Raw genomic sequence first — 24051 nt, forward strand, 5'->3', positions numbered from 1 at the left:
TTACAAAAAGAGCTTACATCCATCATGTCCGATACTGGCGAATTGCTGTTTACCCCCGAATTAATAAGCGACGCAGTCGCAGAACTGGCCACCGTGCATGATTGGTTGCGTTTTGCGGTAACCTGTATGCATCAGGCAAATATTTACCTCGGCCACGGTACCGATAACCCCTGGGATGAAGCATCGAGCTTGTTAAGCTTTGTGCTGCATTTACCGCCGATAACCGATGACAAGCTGTTTGCGGTGCGCCTAACCCGGGCAGAGCGCCGCAGTTTTATTAGCGTTTTGCAACAACGTATTGAGCAACGTATTCCTGCAGCCTATTTAACGCATCAGGCTTACTTCGCCGGCCTGCCGTTTTATGTTGATGAACGGGTGCTGGTGCCGCGCTCGCCCATTGCCGAGTTAATTGCTGATAAGTTTAGCCGTCAGTTAGCCGGCAAAACACCGGCACATATTCTCGACTTATGTACCGGTTCGGCCTGCATCGCTATTGCCTGTGCTTACGCGTTTGATGAGGCTGAGGTGGATGCCGTTGATATCAGCCCCGATGCGTTAGAAGTGGCGCAGCTGAATATTGAAAGCCATGGCATGGAGCACAGAGTGTTTCCCATTTTATCTGACGGTTACGACGCGCTGGCCGGCACCCGCTATGACTTAATTGTGACCAACCCGCCTTATGTTGACGCTGAGGATATGGCCGATTTACCCGATGAGTACCGGCATGAACCGGAGTTGGGGCTGGCATCTGGCGCTGATGGCCTGGCACTGACCCGGCGTATTTTGCGTGATGCCGCGGCTCATTTAAACGACGGTGGTGTTTTGGTGTGCGAAGTCGGCAATAGCATGGTGCAGTTGCAGGAGGATTTTCCACAAGTCGCCTTTGACTGGCTTGAATTTGCCCACGGCGGTTTGGGAGTGTTTGCCATCAGCAAGAGCGAGCTGGAACGCTGCCAGCATTTATTCAAAGACTAAGCAGGTTTAGGAGTAACGATGGCTGGTAACAGCATTGGACAGTTATTTAAAGTCACCACCTTTGGTGAAAGCCACGGCCCGGCCATTGGCGGCATTGTCGACGGTTGCCCGCCGGGTATGCAATTGACGGCGGACGATTTACAACTGGATTTAGATCGGCGTAAACCCGGCACCTCACGCTACACCACAGCGCGGCGCGAAGAAGACGCGGTTAAAATTCTGTCTGGTGTGTTTGAAAATACCACCACCGGTGCCAGTATTGGTCTGTTGATAGAAAACACCGATCAGCGCTCGCAGGATTACTCTAACATCAAAGAGCAGTTTCGCCCTGGCCATGCCGATTATACCTACTGGCATAAGTTCGGTATCCGCGATTACCGCGGTGGTGGCCGCTCGTCGGCACGCGAAACGGCTGTAAGGGTTGCGGCAGGCGCCATTGCCAAGAAATACCTGCGTGAGCAATGCGGCATAGAAATCCGTGGTTATCTGGCGCAGTTAGGCCCGGTGAAAATGGACAGCCTGAACTGGAATGAAGTACAGAATAATCCGTTTTTCTGCCCTGATCCGTCGAAGCTTGAAGCCTTAGATGAGTATATGCGTCAGCTTAAAAAAGACGGTGACTCAGTCGGTGCCCGTGTGAATGTCGTGGCCAGCAATATGCCGGTGGGTTGGGGCGAGCCGGTGTTTGACCGTCTCGATGCTGATATTGCCCATGCCATGATGAGTATTAACGCCGTCAAGGCAGTCGAAATTGGTGATGGCTTCGCGGTAGTGGAGCAGCGCGGTTCAACGCATCGCGACGAACTGACTCCGCAAGGCTTTAGTGCTAACCATGCCGGCGGTGTACTGGGCGGGATTTCATCAGGCCAGGATCTATTGGTCAGTATGGCGCTTAAACCCACCTCCAGTATCAGCATCCCTGGTAAAAGTATTAATACCCGCGGTGAAGTCGTGGACGTGGTGACCAAAGGCCGGCACGATCCCTGCGTTGGCATCCGCGCCGTGCCCATTGCCGAAGCCATGCTGGCGATAGTGCTGATGGACCATTATCTGCGCCACCGCGCCCAAAATATGCACGTGCAGGTAACAACGCCAGACATTGCCCGTCTCGGCAGAGAATAGCTTTAGCCATGCCAATAATGTCTGCCCGGCCAGCCTTAGTGCTGGCTTATTTTACTTATTTTGGTGTGCTTGGCATCTTTGTGCCGTATTTTGGCCTGTTCCTCGATGGTCGCGGGTTAAATTCTGCGGATATCGGCTTACTGCTGGCCATTGTTACCGCCAGCCGTATTGTTGGGCCGTCGGTGTGGGCGTTAATTGCTGAACGCAGTGGCAAGCCACTTACGGTGATGCGATTAGGCGCGTTATTGGCGGCTATTGGCTGGCTTAGCAGCTTTGCCGACTATGGTTTTTGGCCGTTGCTAGTGGGTTTTACCCTATTTAGTTTTTTCTGGACCGCTATTTTACCGCAGCTGGAAGTAACCACCTTTGCTTTTGTCAATGATAACACCCGGGCCTATGGTCGCATTCGTACCGCCGGCAGTGTCGGTTATATCGTATTGGTGATGCTGGGTGGCTGGCTGTTTCAGCACTTTGGCAGTGAATTTTTGCCGTTGTCAGCGCTATTGTTTTTGCTGTTGCTGCTGGCCAGCTTGTTTTTGCTGCCAACGGTTAGCGTTAACGCCGAACTTACGTCTGCCACAGTGCGCTTTAGTCAGCTGCTAAAAAATGCGGTGTTAGTGCGTTTTATGCTGGCTGCCTTGTTGCTGCAGATGAGCTTTGCGCCTTTTTACGGCTTTTTTACGCTGTATAGCCGTGATCTGGGTTATAGCGGCAGCCAAACCGGCTTGTTTATCAGCCTGGCCGTTGCTGCCGAAATCGTGGCGTTTTATTTTGCCGGCAGTTTAATGCGCAATCGCAGCTACCGGTTGTTGCTGGGCTTATGCTATGGCCTCACGGTGTTGCGCTGGTATCTGATGGCCAGCTTCGCCGATAATGTCTGGCTGTTGTGCTTTAGCATGGTGTTGCATGCCGGCAGTTTTGCCATAGCACATAGCTGTGCCATGCAGTTTATTCAGCAATTTTTCCCTAAAAAACTACGTAGCCGTGGCCAGGCACTGTATGCCGGCGTCATTTTTGGTGGCGGCGGCGCCATAGGGGCTTATTGCTCTGGTTTATTGTGGCAGGATGGCGTCGGAGCCAGCCAGACATTTTACGCTGCAGCCATACTGGCATTGCTGGCAACCTTGCTGGCGTTGACATTGCCCGGAGGTAAGCCGGCAGCCCCCGTTACCAGTTAAAAGTTTTACTGAGCGTCAGCAGCAGCGCAGCATCGCCCCAGCGCTCTTTCAGGCTGGTATCATGGTAACCAAAAGCAATGTTCAGACCGCGATATTGAGTTTGCAACATCAGTTGCCAGTGTTCAAAGCTGCTGTCGCCTTCCCAGCTATATTTGTCCGTATCGGTTGAAGTAGACCGGTCCATACCCACCAGTAATGACCAATTATCACTAATAGTGATGGTTTTGTTCAGCATAATCACATAGTGCCCACCACCAAAACCGAAGTAATCATAGCTGTACCACAGATTCAGATTAAAACCCGAGTGCGAAAATTTTAGGTACAATTCTGGGAAGTTAAGTTTGTTGCTGTCGCTCATGCCGTGGTAAGTATACTGGGCAAAGCCGGCGTCAATTCCTAAGCCATTTTCCAATTCAGTGTAGTAGCCTACATAGGCGTCCCATTCCAACTTAGTGCCTTCGCCAAAATCGACATTTGACGCCCAGCTACCGGCATAAAAACCGTTGCCGGCATCCCAATTTAAGCTTGGTTGTAAGGCCGGATTTTTATCGGTCTGGCTTACGCCATTGAACAAGTAATTGCTGGCGCCGGTTAGCGTGAAGCTCCAGCTACTGTCTGCCTGAGTATTACTGCTAACCAGCAGTAATACCGGTATTAAATACATTTTCATTGTTTTATTCTCCAATACTTAATCACAGCGCAGTTTGGTTAGCTGGTTGTCAATGCGCTCAGTTACCTGGTCAATGGCACTGCTGATTTGCAAATTTTGCTGTGCCAGGTTTTCCAGCTCACGGGTGGCGTCGCCTATCGCAGTGACATTACGGTTGATTTCTTCACTGACCTGATTTTGTTGCTCAGCGGCGGCAGCTACCTGAAAAGCATTGTCCGAGATAGCCGACATGCCGGCGGTGGCTTGCGATAATTTGTCATAAGCTACCTCTGCCTCAGTTACTGTTTTATCAACATTGGCGGTGCTGACACTGATTTGCTCTACCGTGTCCTGAACCTGACGCTGTAAGCTGTCAATCAGCTTTTTAATTTGATCGGTCGAGCTGTGCGTGCGGGCAGCCAAAGATCGCACTTCATCGGCTACTACCGCAAAGCCACGACCTTGCTCACCGGCCCGGGCGGCCTCGATGGCGGCGTTTAATGCCAACAGGTTAGTTTGTTCTGCTATGGCCTGGATCACTTCTGTTATCTGATTAATCTCCTGGCTACTGCTCGCCACGGCTGCAACTTTCTGACTGCTGCTGTCAAAATCGCGGGCCACACCTTTAAATTCGTCTACAGTGTTTTGCAGTAAACGATTCGCTTCATTCAGGGCAGTGATCGACTCTTGCGCTCCGCTGGCGGTGCTGCTGGCTAGTGTGGCCACTTCATTTGCGGTGGCGCTCATCTGGTGCATCGCCGTCACCACATTTTGAATTTCATTGGCTTGCACAGATGTCGATTGGCTGGTTTTATCAATGGTGCTGACCATTAGTGCACTTTGCTGTTGTAACTCAGTTGAAGCGCCTTTTAACGAGCGGATCATATCGCGCAATTTAGCAGTAAACGCATTAAAGCCATCTGCCATCAGGTTAAGCTCGCTGTGGCTGTTGGCAGACAACTGCACGGTAAGATCGCCTTCGGCACCGGCTAACTGGTGCATCAAATTGCTCATACTGCCAATTGGCCGGGTTGCAGCATTTAACCACAGCGCTAACAGTGCCATGATCGCCAGCAACAAAATAACCCCAAAGCCCACCATCGTCAGTGCGGTACTCTGACCATCTGCTGCCAGCTGCGTAGCCAGTTGCTCAGCGGCCTGCAGCGCCAGCGCCTTAGGCACGGCAATAACACTAAACCACTCAGAGCCAGAGGCTTCTATTTTAATCGGACTTTTAATAATCAACTGCTCGTTAAACTCAAACACTGTACTGCCAGCTTGCTGCAGTTGCTGATACAACGCATTGTCCAGCTGTGGCAGGGCACTACCGAGCTTGTCGGCAAAGCGATTGCTGGCCAGCAACATGCCGCGCCCGGTCAGTAAATACAGCTGGGCTTTACCATCATATAAATCAGCGGCTTGTCGCATCAGGCCTTGCTGCAATACCGGCAGGTTCATATCAACACCGGCAATACCACGAAATTGGCCCTGGCTAACTACCGGGTACACTAAAGACGTTAGCAAAGCGCTGTTACCGGGTTCAATTTCAAAGATGTAGGGTTCCATCAGGCAGGGTTTCAATGTGTCGCGGCTGCACAGATACCATTCCGCTTCACGCAGACCCAACTCATTGCGCTTATCCAGATACTTAATGGCCGGATCTTCGGTCTGAATAAATTTCAAACCGCTGCCTTCTCTAATCCAGTAAACTTCCAGCGTGCCATCTTTTGAACTGTGCGCATTACTGGCATTGAACTCTGCATCGCGGTTGTCGTAGCCATTAGGCTCATATTGGGTATATACAGAAGAGATGCCGGTGTTTGCTGCCAGTATGTGTCCGGCCAGTGCTTGCACCTGTTCACGCTGGTAGGGGGGCTGGCCACCGCTGCCATGTGCGGTGTTGGCCATAATGCTGGCCAGGTTTTTAGCCACATCGTAATTGCGGTTAAGCAGAGCCGCCGTTTCCAACGCGGTCAGCCGCGCTTCGGCGCTTAACATCGCCTGTGCGGTCTCGCCCAGCGACTGACGCACATTGCTGACCGCTGACTGGCTGGAACTGTTCATCGAATACCAGCCAATCAGCGTCATGCTGCCAATACTGATGGCAGTGAGTATCGCTACGCCAACAGTAAGCTTGAATCGTAAGGAATTTAATAGCATTGCTATACCTCTGATAAATAATCTTTTTCGAGAAATTTGTTAACAAGTAAAGTCGATTAACGCATGTTAAGCAATTATCCGGGTTAAATATTAAACTTTGCTTATGGACAAGGTGGCGGACGGTTTTACGGGCTGGGCAAACCGGCGCTCAGGCTTTACAATAGCGGCCATTTTTTCGGGTGCAATAAGGGTGTTGCAGTATGGCGAATCTGTTTCGGCTGGGGCTTATCATCAACCCGCTGGCAGGATTAGGCGGCAGTGTCGGCTTAAAAGGCTCAGATGGTCAGGCTGCGCAAGCGTTAGCGCTGGGGGCTACACCCCAGGCTATGAACCGCGCCACTACAGCTTTAACTGAATTATTAACCCTGCGCGATAAATTTACCGTATATACCGTTGCCGGTGATATGGGCCAAAGTGTCTGTGCCGCCTTGGGGTTGGATTATCAGCTGGTTTACACACCTGATAGCTGGCCATCTTCTGCCACTGATACTGAAACTGCTGCCAGGCTGATAGCAGAGCAGGGCGTGGATATTCTGTTATTTGCCGGCGGTGATGGCACAGCACGTAATATTTGTGCCGTGGTGGGCGAGAACACCACAGTGCTGGGTATTCCGGCCGGGGTTAAAATTCACTCCGGCGTCTATGCCATCTCGCCACAGGCCGCTGGTAAGCTGGTGGCCAAGCTCATTGCCGGTGAGCTGGTATCACTTAGCGAAGCGCCGGTAATGGACATTGACGAGCAGGCATTTCGGGCTGGCGTGGTAAAAGCGCGGCGCTTTGGTGAAATGCGCATACCGGCACAGCTGCGCTATGTGCAAAGTGTTAAAATGGGCGGCCGCGAGTCTGAAGAGCTGGTATTAGCCGATTTAGCGGCTTATGTTGCCGGCCAGCTCGAAGACGATGTGCGCTACGTCATGGGCTCTGGATCTACTGTCGCGGCGGTCATGGCCGAGCTTGGCCTGGATAACACCCTGCTGGGTGTTGATGTGGTGGAAAACGGTAAGCTTATCGCCAAAGATGTTACCGCCGCCCAGTTGCTCGACTTGGTGCAGGGCTACCCAAGCAAGCTGATTATCACGTTGATTGGTGGCCAGGGCCATGTATTTGGCCGCGGCAACCAGCAATTATCGCCAGCAGTTATTCGTGCTATCGGCCGTGACAATATTTTACTGATTGCCAGTAAAGCTAAGTTACAACAACTGGATAGCCGGCCGCTACTGGCCGACACCGGTGACGCAGTACTTGATCAACAACTTACCGGCTTAATTAATATTCTGACCGGCTACAACGACTATGTGATGTACCGTTTAGGCTACGAGGATGAAGTGTAATATGACAGTAGTATCCGCAGCAGAGCCCTTTATTGAAGCGGCTGCCAACTTATTTGATGCCCTGGTGCCGGTGGCCAGTGACGACGAATTATTTGCCTCAGGCTATTTGCGTGGCCATTTTGATTTAGCCGTTGGCACCTTGCAGGTTGCGGCTGAGCCTTTTGTTACCGCCGATGTGATAAAACAGGTGAACGATACTCTTGAGCAGGCCATTAGCAATGGTGAACTGACAGAGCTGGATCAGCAACACGTTGCTGCTATCTGGCAGCGGGTACAGCAACTGGCTGCCTGAGGCGGCAAGACATTCGCGCGCTTATGCGCTACCATAAGCGCACTTTTAACCTAAAGCCGTCAGGCTTTTCCAGCATAAGTGGAACTCATGTCAAAATATACAACGCTTGAACAACACGCCAGCTATGGTATTGGTTTACAGATGGGCCAGCAACTGGCCGACAACCCGTTTGACGGTTTAGATATTGATGCCGTAGCTGCCGGCGTTATCGCGGCCTTTACTGAGCAATCGCCTGAAGTAACAGACGAGCAAATTCGCGCCGCCTTTGGTGTGATCAGCGAGCGTATGCAAGCCGAGCAAGCAGAAAAAGCTGAATTATTAGCCGGTGCCGGTGAAGCTTTCCTGGCGGAAAACGCCAAGCGTGCTGAAGTGACCGTAACCGCTTCAGGTTTACAGTACGAAGTATTAGTCGCCGCAGAAGGCGACAAGCCAAGCCGTGACTCTACGGTACGCACGCACTACCACGGTACCTTAATCGACGGTACGGTATTTGACTCTTCTTATCAGCGTGGCGAGCCGGCAGAATTCCCGGTATCAGGTGTTATCGCCGGCTGGACTGAAGCGCTGCAACTGATGTCGCCTGGCAGCAAACTGCGTTTATACATTCCACACAACCTGGCCTACGGCGAGCGCGGTGCAGGCAATGCCATTGCCCCATTCAGCACGCTGGTATTTGATGTAGAACTGTTAGCTATCCTGTAATGGTTCGTAGTTAAGCCCTGCTTTGCAGGGCTTAATCTGTCGTTATTCCGCTATCGTCTTAACTAGTATTACGCCCTCGTGCTGTCGCAATGCAGAACTTTGCAACTCCAATAATTCGCTATCAATCTGCTCGATAAACAACACTGCCAGATTAAACTGCTCAGCAACGTGACTGCCTTTTTTTGCACCTAAACATAACAGCGCAGTTGACCAGGCATCAGCTTCGGTTAAATCATCATGTAACACTGTTACCGATACCGTATTGTGTGTCACCGGCGCCATGCTGCGGGCATCGATTATATGGCTGTAGCGTTTGCCATCCTTGTCATAGTAATGCCGGTAAGTGCCGGAGGTCATAACAGCCAGTGGCGCGGTTTGTTTTACCTGCACGATTTTTTGTAGCTGCTGTGCACCCGGCAGCGGCCGCTCTATCGCTACCCGCCAGTTGCTGCCATCGGGTTTATGGCCCCGGGTTTGCAGCTCGCCGCCAATTTCAATCAGATAGTTTGCAATACCAAATTGTTCTGCCACTTCAGTCAAGCGCTGCACCGAATAACCCTGAGCGATAGAGGATAAATCGATACTCAGCTTTGGCTGCTGCTTTTGCAGTGCGCTAGCTGTTGCGATGTCTATATTGTTTATTCCCAGTTGTGGTGCCAGTTCAGCTAACTGTGACGCAGCCGGAATGCTCAGCTGATCGCCGCGAAACCCCCATAGTGCAAACAGCGGCTTGATGGTGGGGTCATAACAGCCGGCGGTGGCGGCACTGATGGTTTTGGCAATGCCGACCAGGCGGACTATTTCAGTGCCGACTTCAATCGGCGCTGTGCTTTGGCTTTGATTAAACTGTTCTATCACTGAGTCATCACGATAGTTCGACATCAGCTTATCCAGGCGCTGCAATTCAGTGGTAATGGCTGATTCAAACGCTGACTGCTCAATTGCAGTTTCACTCCAGTAGGTCAGGCTGTAAGTAGTGCCCTGGGCCGCGCCGGAAAATTTATGTAAAGCCGGCGCCTGGTCACAGGCCGTCAGTGCACACAGTAGCAGAGCGCACAGCACTAGTTGTCTTATCAGATGCATTGTCACTTTCTCTCACGCTTTGTCAGGGCGCTTAGCATAAGCCTTTAGCCGGCGGTTTTATGCTACCGGAGGCGAAATTTTACGAAATCTTTATGCCTGATGCGTTCTGCTTACTGGAGATTTTACGCCGCTTCCACCTACCTTTAGCGCCGTGTTTTTCACACTAAGGATACGGCAAATGGGCTGGGTATTACTGTTGTTAGTTGGCGCATTAAGCGCCGTGTTAATCGTTGCCATGTTGGCACCTGAAAAGTTCTGAGGAGTTGGCAATGGAAGTCATAGTGATTTTTACGCTGGCCTTGCTGTTAGCCTGGCCATTAGGGCGTTATATGACCGGTGTATTTAGCGCCGGACCACACTGGAGTGACAAGGTCTTTTTACCGCTGGAAAGCGGCATCTTTAAATTGCTGGGCGTTAAACCCAACCAGGGCATGAACTGGAAAAGCTATGGTATCGCTTTTTTACTCAGCAATCTGGTGCTGGGCATTATCGCTTATCTTATTTTACTGTTTCAGCACGTTTTACCGTTAAACCCCAACGGTATCGCGGGGCTGAGTTGGGATCTGGCACTGCACACGGCGGTGTCGTTTTTAACCAATACCAATCAGCAGCATTACTCTGGCCAGGCCCAGCTTAGCTATTTAAGCCAGGGCTTTTTAATTGTGACACTGCAGTTTGTTACACCGGCGATGGCATTGGCGGTATGTGTGGCCGTGCTGCGCGGTATGTTGGGTGGTCGCAATGCTGATGATGCGGGCGAAGGCGAAGAGCGGGATCTGGGTAACTATTATCAGGATACAGTGCGTGCCGTGCTGCGCCTGATGCTGCCATTAGCCGCCGTGGTTGCCATTGCCTTGTCCAGTCAGGGCGTACCGTCCAGTTACAGCGCCAGCCCGACAGTGCCGGTGTTGCAGCAGGGGCAAAGCCTGTCTGAACAAACGATCCCGCTTGGGCCTGTATCTGCCATGGTTGCCATCAAGCAATTGGGTACCAATGGTGGTGGCTGGTTTGGCCCTAACAGCAGTAACCCACAGGAAAACCCGACGCCGGTCAGTAACGCTATTCAGACCATTGCCATAGTGTTGGTGCCGATGGCGGTGGTGTTTATGGCCGGAGGGCTGCTGCGTCGCCGTGGTTTTACGCTGTTGTCGCTGTCGGTAATGGGGTTTTTAAGCCTGCTGTTTATTGCCCTGGCCGTGTACAGCGAGCAGCAACCGAATGCGGCGTTTGCCGGCCTGGCCCAACCAGCCGGTAATATGGAAGGTAAAGAGGTGCGTTTTGGTACTGATGTATCGGCACTGTGGGCAACCTTTACTACCCAGACCTCAAACGGTTCGGTAAATGCAATGCACGACTCGCTGAACCCGCTGGCAGGTTTAGTCACCCGCTCAGGCATGCTGATTAACGGCATCTGGGGCGGCATTGGTTGTGGCTTTGTCAATTTTCTGGTCTACGTCTGGCTGGCCGTATTTATTGCCGGGCTGATGATTGGCCGCACCCCGGAAATCTTCGGCCGTAAGCTGGAAAAACGCGAGATCAGCTGGCTGGGGGTACTATTGGTGCTGCCAAGTGCAGTGATCCTGAGCTTTACTGCTATTACCGTGGCCTTCCCGTCACTGATGGGGAACTCTAACCCCGGCTTGCACGGTATTGCACAAGTGTTTTATGAGTACACCTCTGCTTTTGCCAATAACGGTTCCGGTTTTGAGGGCCTGGGTGATAACACGCCCTGGTGGAACCTGACCTGTGTGGTGGTGCTGATCCTGGGCCGTTATCTGCCGCTGGTTATTCCGTTGCTGATTGCCGGCTCGCTGGCGAAAAAACGGCAGATCCCTGCTACCACCGGCACACTGCCACTGTTTAACCCAACGTTTGCGGTAACACTGGTTACGGTGATCCTGGTGGTTAACTTCTTATCTTTCTTACCGTCAATGGTGCTTGGCCCAATAGGCGAAGCGCTGGAGCTATCACAGCACAGTGCTGTGGTAGCAGGTCAATAGCAGCATGCAGGTGAATACAATGACTAAAAGTTCAGCATTAACCCAAGCCAGCCAGCAGGCGTTTGCCAAGCTGCACCCTAAGCTGGCGGTTAAAAACCCGGTGATGTTAGTGGTGTGGGTTGCCACGGTTATCGCCATCGTGATGACAGCGCAGCAACTTTTTGCCGGCAACAGTTTTGGCTTTGCACTGGCCAGCAGCGTGATCCTGTTTTTCACACTGTGGTTTGCCAACTTTGCCGAAGCGATTGCCGAGGCCCGGGGCCGTGATCAGGCCGCCAGTTTAAAAGCCACCCGGCGCAACCTGACGGCGGTGAAGCTCGACAGCGTCGGCGAGCGCAGAATATCGGCCAGCGAGCTTAAAGCCGGCGATAAAATTCTGGTACAAGCCGGTGAGCTGATCCCTGCTGACGGCGAGATTGTGATGGGTGTTGCCACCATTAATGAGTCGGCGTTAACCGGCGAGTCAGCACCGGTACTGCGCGAGGCCGGCACCGATCATTCCGGCGTTATTGCCGGTACCAAAGTGCTGAGCGGCACTATTACTGTGCAAGTTACTGCAGAATCAGGCCACAGCTTTCTGGATAAAATGATCCGGCTGGTAGAAGGCACTAACCGGCAGAAAACGCCGAATGAGCTGGCGCTGACCGTGTTGCTGTCGGCGCTGACACTGGTGTTTTTAATCGCCGTTGCAACCTTGCCTGCGATGGCCGATTTTGTTGGCATCGAACTGGACTGGCTGATGCTGATTGCACTGGTGGTGTGTTTAATTCCGACCACGATAGCCGGTTTACTGCCCGCCATTGGTATTGCCGGTATGAACCGGGCGCTGGCAGCCAACGTGATTGCCAAATCCGGTAAAGCAGTGGAAGTCGCCGGTGATATTGACACCCTGCTGCTGGATAAAACCGGCACTATTACCTTTGGTGATCGTCAGGCAACTGCATTTTTGCCACTGCCAGGTATCAGCCAGGCCGACCTGATTAAAGCCGCACTGTGGTGCTCGGTGCAGGATCCGACCCCGGAGGGTAAATCTGTGGTGCGCCTGGCCAATGAGCTGGACTATAAAACGCCGGCATTGGCTGATGGCGATGAGTTTACCCCCTTTAGTGCACAAACCCGTTTGTCATCCATCCGTTTGGCCAGTGCTGAGCAGTTTGTTAAAGGTGCTGCCGATGCGGTAAAAGGTTGGGTACAAAGCCAGGGACTGGCAGTACCGACTGCGCTGGAGCCGATTGTCACTAAAGTTGCCCAGCAGGGCGCAACGCCGCTGGTGGTGGCAAGCAAGCAACGGGTACTGGGTGTTATCCAATTGTCTGACGTCATCAAACCCGGTGTGGCAGAGCGTTTTGCCAAGCTGCGTGCCATGGGTGTGCGTACGGTGATGATCACCGGCGACAACCCTGTTACCGCAGGTGCGATTGCCGCCGCGGCCGGTGTGGATGATTTTGTCGCCGAAGCCAAACCGGAAGACAAACTGGCACTGATCCGTAAAGAGCAGGCACAGGGCCGCTTAGTGGCCATGGTTGGTGACGGTACCAATGATGCCCCGGCACTGGCACAAGCCGATGTGGGCCTGGCGATGAACTCCGGTACCCAGGCCGCGAAAGAGGCCGGCAATATGGTGGATCTGGATTCTGATCCGACCAAGTTGCTGTCAGTGGTGGAAGTGGGCAAACAGATGCTGATCACCCGTGGCGCCTTAACTACCTTTTCGCTGGCGAACGACATTGCCAAATACTTCGTTATCGTGCCGGCAGTGTTTGCCAGCGCCATGCCTGGCATTGCTGCGCTGAATATTATGCAGCTGCCGGATCCGAAAATGGCCGTGCTGTCGGCGCTGGTATTTAATGCCCTGATTATTCCGGCGCTTATTCCGCTGGCGCTAAAAGGCGTAAAAATTAAAGCCATTAGCGCAGAAAAGTTATTACGTAACAATATGTTGATCTACGGCCTGGGTGGTGTGGTGCTGCCTTTTATCGCCATCAAACTGATTGACGTACTACTAAACGGGGTATTTTAACCATGAGTAATATTAAACCCGGCTTTGGCCATATTAGCAGTATCGACAACACTGACAGCGCTGCAAGTTTGCGCCCGGCACTGGGCCTGGCACTGGTGATGCTGACGCTGTGTGGTGGTCTCTACAGCGCTACCGTTACCGGTATCGGCGCGGCGTTATTCCCCGAGCAGGCCAGCGGCAGTTTGGTCAGCCAAAACGGCAAACTGGTTGGCTCAGCCATAGTGGCACAGCCTTTTAGCGCTGAGCACTACTTTCATGGCCGGCCAAGCAGTGTCGGCACCGATCCTATGCGTACCGGCGGTAGCAATTTAGCGCCGTCTAACCCGCAGTTACGCGAGCGGGTGGCACAAACCAGTGCTGAGCTAACGGCGCGCTACCAGGTGGCCGCGACAGACTTGCCGGTAGATTTACTGGCCAGCTCCGGCTCGGGTGTTGACCCGCACATTTCGCCGCAAGCGTCCATGCTGCAACTACAACGTGTTGCCAATGCCCGGGGTATATCAGCAGCGCAGCTTAAGCAACTGGTAGAGCAGCATACTGAGCTGGCGCAGTGGGGCCTGTTTGGCCAACCACGGGTTAATGTGTTGCTGCTAAACCTGGCGCTGGATGCACAGCACCCGCTGCCATAAGTGACGTATTTTAGCCGGTTGTGACACGGGGCAACCGGCTGCTACCAGCGCCACAGGCTGCCGGTGGTTATTTTTCCCGTTTCTTTTATGCAGGACTTTATTATGCGTTTAGTACTATCTGTGTTATCCGGCCCGGTGTTAACTGTTGCGGCGGCGGCCGTCTTTGCGCTGCCCTCGGTTGCAAAGGCCAATGAAATCAGTAGCAGCGGTGCGGTATTGTTTACCTCTGATTATCTGTACCGCGGTATTTCGCAAACTGACGAGGGGCCGGCATTGCAGGGCAGTTTAACGTTAAGCCACGATGCGGGCTGGTATGTCAGCGCCTGGGGCTCAAATATCCGCTTTGGTGACGGCAGCATGGAGCTGGATCTGTCCGTTGGCCGCAGCTGGTCGTTAAATGATGACTGGGCGCTGGATGTTGGCCTGATGCAGTATCGCTATCCGGAGGGCGATAACAGCGCCACAGAGTTTAATTTCGTTGAGGGCTACGCCAAACTCAGTTATCAGGACTGGCAGTTTGGTCTGGCACTGACTGATGATTATTTCGGCGCCGGCGTGGGTAAGTTCTGGTATCTGACGGCGGGCTGGCAACAACAGTTAACTGACCAGCTGCAGTTAAACTGGCATCTTGGGTACAATAAGTTTGCCGATGCGGCAGAGTTTCAGACTTTTCTTGGCTCAGAGGTGCGGGATGGCTCAGGCTATGCCGATTGGAGCCTGACGCTTAGCACACAGCAGGTCGGCCTAGACTGGTCACTGAGCTATGCCGGTACCTCGGTTGATAGTGCTGCCTGCGCCGCGCTGTGTGATAATCGCTGGGTATTTAGCCTGGGCAAAAGCTTTTAACGCCGATGATTTGCTAAGTTAAGAAGGATAGACGCCGTGGCACAAGATGTACGCAGCCAAAAAGCAGATGCGCTGCTAAAAAGCCTGCAAAAACAGCAGGGCGGGCAACTGAAGATCTTTTTGGGCGCTGCGCCCGGCGTCGGTAAAACCTGCGCCATGTTAAATGCTGCCAAAGAGTGTATGCAGCAGGGGGTACAGGTTGCAGTGGGTCTGATTGAAACCCATGGCCGCGCTGAAACCGAAGCTATGCTGCAGGGTTTTAACATTCTGCCACGGCGTGAGCTTAGTTATCATGGCCAGCAATTAACTGAATTTGATTTAGATGCCGCCCTTACGGCCAAACCGGAACTTATTCTGGTAGATGAGCTGGCGCACACCAATGTACCCGGTAGCCGGCATAAAAGACGCTATCAGGATATTGCCGAACTGCTCTCTGCCGGTATCAATGTTTATACCACGCTGAATGTGCAACATATTGCCAGTCTGAACGATTTAGTATTACAAGTCAGCGGCATACGGGTAACAGAAACCGTGCCAGATCAGTTTATCGATCAGGCGCAGCAGCTGGTGTTTGTGGATTTGGCGCCAAACCATCTGCTGGATCGTCTGGCGCAGGGCAAAGTGTATCTGGCCGATTATGCCGAGCAGGCAGTGCATCAGTTTTTCCAGTTAGAAACCCTGACCGCACTGCGCGAAATGGCGATGAAGCTGGTAATGAGCCATGTTGATAGCCAACTGAAAACTGAACAGGATGCCAAAGCGCGCAGCAGCGAATACCTGATTAAAGATAAACTGCTGGTGCTGATATCCAACCGGCGTGACCACGAATATCTGATCCGTATTGGCCGGCGTATGGCGGAAAAACGCCAGACACCCTGGCTGGTGGTGTGGGTGGATACCGGCCAGTTACAATATCAGGCCAAGCAAAAGCGGCTGCAGGCGGCCTTTGCACTGGCGCGTGAATTGGGCGCGCAAACAGAAATTCTGCGCGGCCCATCAACACTGCAAACCATATTGCCCTATTTGGCCGAGCACCGGATTAATACCGTATTGGTGGGCGCCGGCACTGAACGACGTTTTCAGCCCTGGCGTAAACCCTTGTATCAGCAACTGATTAACAGCGGCTTACCGTTGGAAGTATCGGTATGGCGCGCGACTGAACGCGATAGTTTAGCCGCCGCGCCGCCGCCGGCATCAACAGCCTTTGGCCAAAAGCCCGGCTATGTTTACGGCTTGGCGTACACGGCGATTGCCAGCCTGGTCGCAGTAGGCTTAAGTAGCTGGCTACAAAGCGGTAATCTGGTGTTGGTCTATGTATTGTCGGTTGTGTTATGCGGCCTTAAATACGGTGCACGCCCCGCTATTTTTACCTCAGTGTTGTCATTTTTAAGCTTTAACTTTTTCCTGACCGAGCCTTATTACACCTTTTTCGTGAATAAAAACGATGATATTGCCACCTTAGTATTTATGCTGGTTATCGGTGTAGTGTGTGGCCCGGCTGCATCACGCATTCGCCGCCAGTTTTTACTGTTAAAAGAAGCCAACCGCTACAGTGAGCTGCAGCGTGACTTTGCCCAGCAACTTACCGTGATTAATCAGCCGGATGAACTCTGGTCTACGCTGGCGGCACAATTAAGCCAGGCGCTCAATTGCCCGGTGCATCTGGTGGCAACAGTCGAACAGCAACAGATTATACCGGCGCTGGCGCAGCGGCTGCAGCCACTGGATCAGGCGATGATTGACTGGTGCCAGCGCCATCAGCAGCGCGCCGGACGTTTTAGCGAAACCTTAAGTGCCAGCGACTGGACTGCTTTTCCTTTAACAGCGCAAGGCAAAACGGTAGCCGTGTTGCTGGTACGCTTTGCGCAGGCCCAGCAAGTGTTGCGGCCGGATGATACCGATCTGATGACGAATTTGTCGCAGCAGGCGATAAACGTCTGGCAGCGTATTGCGCTTAACAGCGAACTGGAAAGCTCGAAACTGAAAGCCGAAATGGAACAATTGCGCTCAGCCTTGCTATCGTCGGTATCACACGATTTGCGCTCGCCATTATCAGCGATGATGGGCTGTGCTGAAAGCCTGCAAATGCTGGATAAACAGCTAACAGATGATGATCGTAAAGAGCTGCTCGATACCATAGTGCAGGAAAGTGGCCGGCTGGACAGATACATTCAGAACCTGCTGGATATGACACGCCTTGGTCACGGTACCTTGAAACTGGAGCGCGATTGGGTGTCGGTCAGCGATATTATTGGCAGTGCCCGTCAGAGGCTAAAGCGCTTTTTCCCGCAGGTGGAATTAACCTACCAAACTGAAGCTGATATGCCGCTGCTGTATGTACACGCGGCGCTGCTGGAGCAGGGCATATTTAATATTCTGGAAAACGCCGCCAAGTACAGCCCGCCGGGCGAGCCGGTGCAGGTGTTTGTCAGCCATAACGCCAATAGTTGCCGGATTGAAATTGAAGACAGAGGCCCCGGTATTGCCCCCACGCTGCGGGAAAAGGTGTTCGATATGTTTTATGTCGTCGCAGACGGTGACAGCAAACGGCATAATACCGGCATGGGGCTGGCGATTTGCCGTGGTATGATTGGCGCCCATGGTGGCACTGTTAAAGCCGACGCCGCCCGCGCTGGCAGTGGCTCGCGTTTTATTATCGACTTACCTTTACCGGATAAACAGATTGGAGACTAACGCTATTGTCGGCACATATTTTAGTCATTGATGATGAAAGTCAGATCCGGAAAATGCTGCGGATTGCACTGAAAAGTGTCGGTTATCAGGTGTCAGAGGCCGAATCGGTGGCCACAGGTCTGGCTGCCGTTGTGCGCCAGCAGCCGGATTTGGTCGTGCTTGATCTGGGGTTGCCCGATGGCAATGGGTTGGAGCTGCTGACTGAACTGCGCAGCTTTTCTAAAGTGCCGGTGATTATTTTGTCGGTGCGCAGCGGCGATGCGGATAAAGTGACAGCGCTGGATATCGGCGCTCAGGATTTTGTCACCAAACCTTTTAGTGTCGAAGAATTGCTGGCCAGAATAAGGGCGCAGTTACGTGACCGTTTGCCCGATACGGCACCGGCTGTGTTGGATGATGGCAACTTAAAAATTGACCTGACACGGCGTTTGGTCAGTTGCAACAAGCTGTTGGTCGAGTTAACACCAAAAGAATATGCGGTGTTGGCCAAACTGGCCCGGCACCGTCAGTGCGTGATCACGCAAAAACAGTTGCTGGAAGAAATCTGGGGCCCCAGTCATGGCCAGGATACGCACTATCTACGCATTGTTATCAGCCATATCCGGCAGAAAATAGGCGACGATCCGACCAGCCCGCGCTATTTAATGACAGAAGCCGGTATTGGTTACCGGCTGATGCTGTAACCTAAGACAGCTTTAAGCGGTAACCGACACCGGGTTCGGTTTTCAGGTAAACCGGTGCGGCGGGGCTGTGCTCCAGCTTTTGCCGCAGCTGCGCCATATGTACGCGGACATATTCCGGCCGGCCGGTATAAGCATCGCCCCAAACCTGGCTTAAAATCTGGTTATGCGTCAGTACCTTATCGGCATGGCGCATTAACAGCAGCAAAATATCATATTCGGTTTTGGTTAGATGTACGTCAGCACCGTCGCGGCTGACTTTGCGTTGCACCGGATCTAACCGCACTGTGCCAAAACAGAATACCTGCTGTTGTACGTTAGTCTGGCGTAAGTTTGCCCGGATGCGGGCTAACAGCTCTGCTGCACTAAACGGCTTGGTGACATAATCATTGGCGCCGTGGTCCAGCGCCTGCACTTTATCCTGCTCAGTCTGGCGGGCGGAGATCACAATAACCGGGGTGTCACACCAGCCGCGTAGCTGCTGCAGCCAGTGCTGACCGTCCATATCGGCCAGGCCCAAATCGAGCAAGATTAAATCGACCGCTTGTTCGGTTAAATGCTGCAGCGCACTGATACCATGCGCGAAGCTGTGGGTGTTGTATTGTTTACTTTTCAGCAGTGTCGTTAAGAAGCTTTGCATGGCCGGATCGTCTTCCAGCACCAGTATGGTTTCAGCCACGTTTTGCTCCTGCAGTAGTGGTGTGCGGCCAGCTTAAGCGGGCGATAAAGTGCTCTGATGCAGCATTGGTCTCAGTAGTAAACTGGCCAGCGTGTAAATGCATCACCGCCTGACATATCGCAGTGCCCAGCCCGGTACCGCTGTCGCGCTGTGCTGTGGCCCTAGCCGTTGTGGCATTGCTGACGCTTAAACTACATTGACCATTGCAGTTGCTAAATGCAATACGCACCGGTTGCTGGCCATGTTTCACGGCGTTTTCTAGCATATTCGCCAGCGCAATTTCCAGCAAGGTCGCATCGGCAGCACATTCTGTATCAGCCAGCTCAATAGCGAAGCTCTGCTCAGCCAACACCGGCGCGCGCCTTGCAATGGCAGCGGAAATAATATCAGACACGGCTACCGGCTCAATTTTCATTGAGCTTTGCATCTGTTGCACCCGGCTTAACTCCATCACTTTATCGAAATGCTGGCTTAATAAACTGCTTTGCTGGTAAATGTTATTGGCCTGCTCGCGGATCTGCGCTTCGCTTAAGCTTAATTCGTCGTCGGCCAGCATACTGGAAGCGCCCATAATAGTGGCGAGCGGGGTGCGTAAGTCATGTGATAACGAGCGCAGCATCATAGCGCGGCTGTGCTCCAGTTCAGCCTGAAGTTTTGCCTGGCGGGTTTTGTTATTTAATAACTGGCGCTGGCGCATATATTTTTTCGCCCGCGCCAGCTCTAACCGCAAGCGACCGGACAAACGGGCAATAAAAATGCCCAGCAACAGCATAACTACAAAGGTAATAACATAGTCACCCTGGTGCACAAACAGGGTGTAGTAGGGCTCAACAAACAACAAATTGAGTAACAGCACACTGCTAAAGGTGCTAATGATGGCCCAGCGCTGGCCGGCATATTGTGCCACCAGTGTAACCCATAGCAGCTGCAACATCGCAACATCGGTAGTGGTGGCAATAGCACGCGCCGGTAGTAACAGCAGTGCCAGCAGCACAGGTGCGACAACCGACAGCAGCAACAGCTGCCAGAGGGCAAAGCGTTTGTTGTGGCGTAATGTCTTCACCGGGTTTGCTCAGTAGCGCCAGTACATAGGGGTAAATAACAATAACATAGTTAAAATTTCCAGTCGTCCCAATAGCATACCCAGGGTTAAACTCCATTTTGCGCCATCCGGCAAGCTGGCAAAGTTACCCGCCGGGCCGATAATATCACCCAGGCCGGGGCCAACATTACTTACTGCCGTCGCTGCACCGGTAACGGCGGTGACGAAATCCAGTTCAAACATCGATAACACCAGTGCCAGTACCGCTATAGTGGCAAAATAGATAAAGGCAAACGCCAATACGGCCCCGAGCAGGCTATCATCGACTTTTTTACTGCCGTATTTTTGTGTCCAGATAGCATTGGGGTGAATAAGCAAATTTAACTGTTTTAGCAGTAAATAGCCGGCCAGCTGGGTGCGGAAAATTTTTAAGCCGCCCGATGTCGAGCCAGAGCAACCGCCGCTAAAGGTTAAGTAAAAAAACAGCACCACCGCCATGCTGCCCCAGATTGAGTAATCTTCAGAGGCATAGCCACAGGTGGTAATAACCGACACCACATTAAATAAGCTGTGGGTCAGGCCATCTAATACCGCTCTGTCGTGGTGCCACATCTGATACAGCGTCAACAGTAGCGTAACAGCCGCCACTATGGTCAGGAACGCCTTTACCTGCGGGTCGCGCAGCAGCGCCCATTTATCGCCTTTGGCCATGCCAACAAACAGCACAAAAGGCAGTGCCGCCAGCATCATCCACAGGCTTGCCAGCCACAGCAGCCAGGGTTTGTCATTAAAATGGCCAAAAGAAGCATCGTAGTTGGCAAAACCGCCGGTGGCCGCCGATGTCATTGCATGGGTAATGGCATCAAACCACGACATGCCGCCGATGGCGTAACTTAGCGCCGCTGCGGTGCTAATAGCCAGATACACCAGTAAAATATAGGTCGATAAACTGCTGCTGCGCGGCAAAATCTTTTCTGAGATATCTGAGCTTTCAGTTTTAAACAGTTTCATGCCGCCAATTTTTAGCGCCGGTAAAATAGCAATCGCCATCACGATAATACCGATACCACCAATCCACTGCAGCAGTGCGCGCCAGAACAGTACGCCTTTGGGCATCGTATCCAGGCCACTTAATACCGTAGAGCCGGTGGTGGTAATGGCTGACACGGTTTCAAACCAGGCGTCGGTAATGCTTAAGTCAGGTATGCTTAAATACAGTGGCAAGGCGGCAAACAAGCAGATACTCAGCCAGCACAGTGTGGTAAGTAAAAATAGATAGCGTTTTTTTAGCTGAACTGCACCACCTGAGCGCAGCACCAGATACAGGCCAGTGCTGGCGGTAATAACAGCAGCTAACAAGAAATTCCAGAAAGCCCGTTCGCCATAGCCAAAGCTAACTGCGCTGGTTAACAGCTGCGCCAGGCTAAGGCTGAGTAGCAGGTAACCGATAACCCGATAGAAAAAATGTTTGGTTCTGATCTGGCTATCAGCAAACGAATAAGAATAGGTCGACATGAGGAACAGCTGTGTTACTTCCGGTACTGCATAGCCTAACGCCGGCTGCTACAGGCTGCTGTTAAGCTTTTCTAAAGATTACTGCAGGCGATATAAAGATTTTATAAAGATAAGTCTGTTATGCTGCGACGATTTATGAGCTGAGGCGACATTATGTACCAGATCCGCCCCTACCAACCCGGTGAAGAGCCGCTGCTGCGCGAGTTGTTTTATAACACCGTGCACCATGTTAACCAGCGCGATTATACGCCAGCGCAGCGCAATGCCTGGGCGCCGGCGCAGTACGATGAAAACGCCTGGGCCATGCGCATGCTTGAAAGTGAGCCCTTTGTCGCGCTGGATAACGACACTATCGTCGGTTTTGCCGATGTGCAAAACGATGGCTATATCGACTTTTTCTTTTGCCATCATGCCTATCAGGGCAAGGGCGTAGGCAAAGCCCTAATGCAACACATTTTAAAAACCGGCAAGCGTTATGGGGTAAAACGCTTTTACGCCAATGTCAGCCTTACTGCAAAGCCGTTTTTTCAGCATTACGGTTTTACTGTGCTGACAGAGCAGCAAAAGCAGGTACGCAGTGTGGTACTAACCAATTTTTTAATGGAAAAGCGCTAAAACAGTTAACAACCTGCCCAGTTAAAACTCAGTATCAGCATGCTATTAGCGAAACAGCGTTTGACATTAGCCCGTCAGGTTGTAAAAATGCGCAAATTGTAAATATACTGTGTATATCTCGATTTTACCCAAGGTGGCAGGATGCAAAACCGGCAATACGATGGCGTAATTCTGGAAGATAAATGGGGTAAAACTTATCTGTGTAGCAACTGTCTGTTTGCCTATGCTGAGTTTGGTGATGGCCACCTGTGGCAGCCAAAAGACGCTATTTATGGCAGCTATTTTTTACATGATTTAGAACCGCACTGGAACCTGCGACAAATCTGGTTAGACATCTACCGTCACGCCCGGCCGTGGGAATACGATTTATCGGTATACTCTGATTTTCAGCTGCGCGACACCCTTATACAAATGTTTGCCAATGAAGAAATCTGGCTGTGGCAACTGAGTGATGGCTGGGGTAAACAGCCAGAGGGTAACGGCATAGGCGAGGGCGGCTTAGCCCCCGCCAGCGCTAGCGGAGCAAGCCCGGCACCCGCTGCCAAAGCCGCCAAACCCAAAGGTGGTGGCGCGACAACAGAGGCGCCAGTAGCGGCTAAGGCAGCTGGGCATGAAAGTTTAGACGAGGGAGTTAGTGCACCTCAAATTAATGATGGCAGCAACGTGCCAAATGGCGTATCTACAGAGCACAGAATAGCGGCACTTAATTTAGAAGGGCATGCGCCAATTAGACATGGTGGCCCAAATCAAGTAACTGATACACAACTTGAAAATCGTGCTGTTAGAGGCATAGATCCTGCTTCAGGTACGCAATATGACGCTTTTAATACAAATATGGATGGCAGTCCTTCACTTCACAAAGTTGGCAAGAATGCTACGGCATTTACCAGTGATGAAGCACTATTAAAAGCAGATGAATCTGCGAGAAACTCTGCACAGTTCGAGCAAAAAATTGCAAGTGCAAGGATGAATGGCGACATGTTTGTTGACCCTGTAGAAATTCCACTGGTCGAGGTATTTGGGGCAGACTATAAGAGTCATGTGCGAGGCGTTACACGGTTAGGTAGTAAAAAAAATCCAACAGGGCATACTCAAATTGATTTCACCGATGGCACAGCCCGCCGTGTCAGAGTAGTTGTCCTGTTTTCTTTTCACAATAGTTATAGTCAGACGGCGGGTGGTTAGCAGGTTCAAATGGCTGTTTATTCACCAGTGAGAAAAGAAGCAATATTAAAAAAGTTATTACCGCCGTTAAATCGCTCAGTGGCGCAGTTGGCTTCAGAGGAAGGCATTTCTGAGCAGACGCTGTACAATTGGCGCAATCAGTTAAAAGCTCAAGGATATGCCGTGCCGGTAAGTGGACAAAAGGCTGATGATTGGTCAGGAGAAGCAAAATTGGCGGTGGTGATTGAAGCTGCCCCGTTATCTGAAACCGAGTTAAGCCAGTATTGTCGTGAAAAAGGCTTGTTGGTTGAGCAGGTTAAAGAGTGGCGCAGTGCCTGTGTGATGGGCAATATGAGCGAAGTTCAGCGCAAGGCTGCTGAGAAAAAGCAGGCCAGAGAAGATAAAAAGCGCATTAAAACGTTAGAGCGCGAGCTTAACCGTAAAGAAAAAGCCTTAGCGGAGGCGGCAGCGTTGCTGGTGCTGCGAAAAAAGCTCAGAGCGTACTACGGCGAGGAGGACGAGGACAGTTAACCACGGTTAGCGAGCGCAACTTAAACCTGGTCTGGTTTGATGAAGCTGTGTTAGCCGGTGCCAGGCGTGATAAAGCCGCACAGGAGCTGGAAATACCGCTTCGCTCATTGCGCCGTTGGCGGGATGAGCAAGGTGCGGTGCTTG

21 protein-coding genes are annotated in these 24051 nt (G+C 52.0%); 15 read left to right on the forward strand and 6 right to left on the reverse strand.

Annotation, left to right across the window (positions count from 1 at the left end):
- The first annotated feature begins 24 nt into the window (after positions 1 to 24).
- From prmB to MN202_RS17490, 3 genes are read left to right on the forward strand one after another with little or no spacing between them, the layout of a single operon-like run.
- The gene (gene prmB / locus MN202_RS17480) at positions 25 to 975 is read left to right on the forward strand and encodes a 50S ribosomal protein L3 N(5)-glutamine methyltransferase (RefSeq protein ID WP_335737428.1); all 951 of its coding nucleotides are present in this window, start codon (positions 25 to 27) and stop codon (positions 973 to 975) included.
- Positions 976 to 993: 18 nt separating this feature from the next.
- On the forward strand, positions 994 to 2097 hold the full coding sequence (aroC, locus tag MN202_RS17485) for a chorismate synthase (protein WP_335737429.1): 1104 nt from the start codon (positions 994 to 996) through the stop codon (positions 2095 to 2097).
- A gap of 8 nt (positions 2098 to 2105) precedes the next feature.
- Positions 2106 to 3275 (forward strand): MFS transporter, encoded by a 1170-nt coding sequence (locus tag MN202_RS17490; RefSeq protein WP_335737430.1) that lies wholly within the window; start codon positions 2106 to 2108, stop codon positions 3273 to 3275.
- Here the strand turns inward: MN202_RS17490 and MN202_RS17495 are convergent.
- Both MN202_RS17495 and MN202_RS17500 read right to left on the reverse strand, forming a co-directional pair.
- Entirely contained in the window at positions 3265 to 3945 is a 681-nt protein-coding gene (locus MN202_RS17495) for a TorF family putative porin (protein WP_335737431.1), read from the reverse strand. The two genes, MN202_RS17490 and MN202_RS17495, sit on opposite strands and share 11 nt — an antisense overlap.
- Before the next feature lie 18 nt (positions 3946 to 3963).
- Positions 3964 to 6084 (reverse strand): methyl-accepting chemotaxis protein, encoded by a 2121-nt coding sequence (locus tag MN202_RS17500; protein ID WP_335737432.1) that lies wholly within the window; start codon positions 6082 to 6084, stop codon positions 3964 to 3966.
- 200 nt (positions 6085 to 6284) lie between these two features.
- Here MN202_RS17500 and MN202_RS17505 point away from each other — a divergent pair, with 200 nt between their 5' ends.
- The 3 genes from MN202_RS17505 to MN202_RS17515 all read left to right on the forward strand — a co-directional run bounded on the left by MN202_RS17505 (position 6285) and on the right by MN202_RS17515 (position 8409).
- Positions 6285 to 7415, forward strand: coding sequence for an ATP-NAD kinase family protein (locus MN202_RS17505; RefSeq protein ID WP_335737433.1), 1131 nt, complete (start codon positions 6285 to 6287; stop codon positions 7413 to 7415).
- A gap of 1 nt (position 7416) precedes the next feature.
- Positions 7417 to 7707, forward strand: coding sequence for a YfcL family protein (locus tag MN202_RS17510; RefSeq protein WP_335737434.1), 291 nt, complete (start codon positions 7417 to 7419; stop codon positions 7705 to 7707).
- An 87-nt stretch (positions 7708 to 7794) separates the two neighbouring features.
- Positions 7795 to 8409 (forward strand): FKBP-type peptidyl-prolyl cis-trans isomerase, encoded by a 615-nt coding sequence (locus MN202_RS17515; RefSeq protein ID WP_335737435.1) that lies wholly within the window; start codon positions 7795 to 7797, stop codon positions 8407 to 8409.
- 42 nt (positions 8410 to 8451) lie between these two features.
- Here the strand turns inward: MN202_RS17515 and MN202_RS17520 are convergent, their stop codons facing one another.
- On the reverse strand, positions 8452 to 9492 hold the full coding sequence (locus tag MN202_RS17520) for an FAD:protein FMN transferase (RefSeq protein WP_335737436.1): 1041 nt from the start codon (positions 9490 to 9492) through the stop codon (positions 8452 to 8454).
- Positions 9493 to 9761: 269 nt separating this feature from the next.
- Here MN202_RS17520 and kdpA point away from each other — a divergent pair, with 269 nt between their 5' ends.
- The 6 genes from kdpA (at position 9762) to MN202_RS17550 (ending at position 18364) form a co-directional block, all read left to right on the forward strand.
- A complete protein-coding gene (gene kdpA / locus MN202_RS17525; protein WP_335737437.1) occupies positions 9762 to 11492 on the forward strand; it encodes a potassium-transporting ATPase subunit KdpA in 1731 nt (576 codons plus the stop codon).
- A gap of 19 nt (positions 11493 to 11511) precedes the next feature.
- On the forward strand, positions 11512 to 13512 hold the full coding sequence (gene kdpB / locus MN202_RS17530; RefSeq protein WP_335737438.1) for a potassium-transporting ATPase subunit KdpB: 2001 nt from the start codon (positions 11512 to 11514) through the stop codon (positions 13510 to 13512).
- A gap of 2 nt (positions 13513 to 13514) precedes the next feature.
- Positions 13515 to 14141, forward strand: coding sequence for a potassium-transporting ATPase subunit KdpC (gene kdpC / locus MN202_RS17535; RefSeq protein ID WP_335737439.1), 627 nt, complete (start codon positions 13515 to 13517; stop codon positions 14139 to 14141).
- Between the two features lie 102 nt (positions 14142 to 14243).
- A complete protein-coding gene (locus MN202_RS17540; RefSeq protein ID WP_335737440.1) occupies positions 14244 to 14987 on the forward strand; it encodes a TorF family putative porin in 744 nt (247 codons plus the stop codon).
- A gap of 36 nt (positions 14988 to 15023) precedes the next feature.
- Entirely contained in the window at positions 15024 to 17681 is a 2658-nt protein-coding gene (locus MN202_RS17545) for a sensor histidine kinase KdpD (RefSeq protein WP_335737441.1), read from the forward strand.
- A gap of 5 nt (positions 17682 to 17686) precedes the next feature.
- The gene (locus tag MN202_RS17550) at positions 17687 to 18364 is read left to right on the forward strand and encodes a response regulator (RefSeq protein WP_335737442.1); all 678 of its coding nucleotides are present in this window, start codon (positions 17687 to 17689) and stop codon (positions 18362 to 18364) included.
- A gap of 1 nt (position 18365) precedes the next feature.
- Here MN202_RS17550 and MN202_RS17555 read toward each other — a convergent pair whose 3' ends face one another.
- Genes MN202_RS17555 through MN202_RS17565 form a run of 3 tightly spaced genes read right to left on the reverse strand, consistent with a single transcriptional unit; the run spans position 18366 to position 21597 of the window.
- On the reverse strand, positions 18366 to 19040 hold the full coding sequence (locus tag MN202_RS17555) for a response regulator transcription factor (protein WP_335737443.1): 675 nt from the start codon (positions 19038 to 19040) through the stop codon (positions 18366 to 18368).
- A complete protein-coding gene (locus tag MN202_RS17560) occupies positions 19033 to 20103 on the reverse strand; it encodes a sensor histidine kinase (RefSeq protein ID WP_335737444.1) in 1071 nt (356 codons plus the stop codon). Before MN202_RS17560 ends, MN202_RS17555 begins: the two co-directional genes overlap by 8 nt.
- Before the next feature lie 9 nt (positions 20104 to 20112).
- Positions 20113 to 21597: a TrkH family potassium uptake protein gene (locus MN202_RS17565; protein ID WP_335737445.1), complete on the reverse strand. Its 1485-nt coding sequence runs from the start codon at positions 21595 to 21597 to the stop codon at positions 20113 to 20115.
- A 153-nt stretch (positions 21598 to 21750) separates the two neighbouring features.
- Between MN202_RS17565 and MN202_RS17570 the strand changes: the two genes are divergently transcribed.
- The 3 genes from MN202_RS17570 (at position 21751) to MN202_RS17580 (ending at position 23907) form a co-directional block, all read left to right on the forward strand.
- Entirely contained in the window at positions 21751 to 22212 is a 462-nt protein-coding gene (locus MN202_RS17570) for a GNAT family N-acetyltransferase (RefSeq protein WP_335737446.1), read from the forward strand.
- 141 nt (positions 22213 to 22353) lie between these two features.
- A complete protein-coding gene (locus tag MN202_RS17575) occupies positions 22354 to 23397 on the forward strand; it encodes a hypothetical protein (RefSeq protein WP_335737447.1) in 1044 nt (347 codons plus the stop codon).
- Positions 23398 to 23406: 9 nt separating this feature from the next.
- Entirely contained in the window at positions 23407 to 23907 is a 501-nt protein-coding gene (locus tag MN202_RS17580) for a transposase (protein WP_418334673.1), read from the forward strand.
- Positions 23908 to 24051 lie beyond the last annotated feature (144 nt).

The sequence above is a fragment of the Rheinheimera muenzenbergensis genome, from assembly GCF_036984005.1.
Lineage (GTDB): Bacteria > Pseudomonadota > Gammaproteobacteria > Enterobacterales > Alteromonadaceae > Alishewanella > Alishewanella muenzenbergensis.

Coding starts and splice junctions, on each gene's coding strand:
- prmB (WP_335737428.1), top strand. CDS start 25: ATGTCCGATACTGGCGAATTGCTGTTTACCCCCGAATTAATAAGCGAC.
- aroC (WP_335737429.1), top strand. CDS start 994: ATGGCTGGTAACAGCATTGGACAGTTATTTAAAGTCACCACCTTTGGT.
- MN202_RS17490 (WP_335737430.1), top strand. CDS start 2,106: ATGCCAATAATGTCTGCCCGGCCAGCCTTAGTGCTGGCTTATTTTACT.
- MN202_RS17495 (WP_335737431.1), bottom strand. CDS start 3,945: ATGAAAATGTATTTAATACCGGTATTACTGCTGGTTAGCAGTAATACT.
- MN202_RS17500 (WP_335737432.1), bottom strand. CDS start 6,084: ATGCTATTAAATTCCTTACGATTCAAGCTTACTGTTGGCGTAGCGATA.
- MN202_RS17505 (WP_335737433.1), top strand. CDS start 6,285: ATGGCGAATCTGTTTCGGCTGGGGCTTATCATCAACCCGCTGGCAGGA.
- MN202_RS17510 (WP_335737434.1), top strand. CDS start 7,417: ATGACAGTAGTATCCGCAGCAGAGCCCTTTATTGAAGCGGCTGCCAAC.
- MN202_RS17515 (WP_335737435.1), top strand. CDS start 7,795: ATGTCAAAATATACAACGCTTGAACAACACGCCAGCTATGGTATTGGT.
- MN202_RS17520 (WP_335737436.1), bottom strand. CDS start 9,492: ATGCATCTGATAAGACAACTAGTGCTGTGCGCTCTGCTACTGTGTGCA.
- kdpA (WP_335737437.1), top strand. CDS start 9,762: ATGGAAGTCATAGTGATTTTTACGCTGGCCTTGCTGTTAGCCTGGCCA.
- kdpB (WP_335737438.1), top strand. CDS start 11,512: ATGACTAAAAGTTCAGCATTAACCCAAGCCAGCCAGCAGGCGTTTGCC.
- kdpC (WP_335737439.1), top strand. CDS start 13,515: ATGAGTAATATTAAACCCGGCTTTGGCCATATTAGCAGTATCGACAAC.
- MN202_RS17540 (WP_335737440.1), top strand. CDS start 14,244: ATGCGTTTAGTACTATCTGTGTTATCCGGCCCGGTGTTAACTGTTGCG.
- MN202_RS17565 (WP_335737445.1), bottom strand. CDS start 21,597: ATGTCGACCTATTCTTATTCGTTTGCTGATAGCCAGATCAGAACCAAA.
- MN202_RS17570 (WP_335737446.1), top strand. CDS start 21,751: ATGTACCAGATCCGCCCCTACCAACCCGGTGAAGAGCCGCTGCTGCGC.
- MN202_RS17575 (WP_335737447.1), top strand. CDS start 22,354: ATGCAAAACCGGCAATACGATGGCGTAATTCTGGAAGATAAATGGGGT.
- MN202_RS17580 (WP_418334673.1), top strand. CDS start 23,407: ATGGCTGTTTATTCACCAGTGAGAAAAGAAGCAATATTAAAAAAGTTA.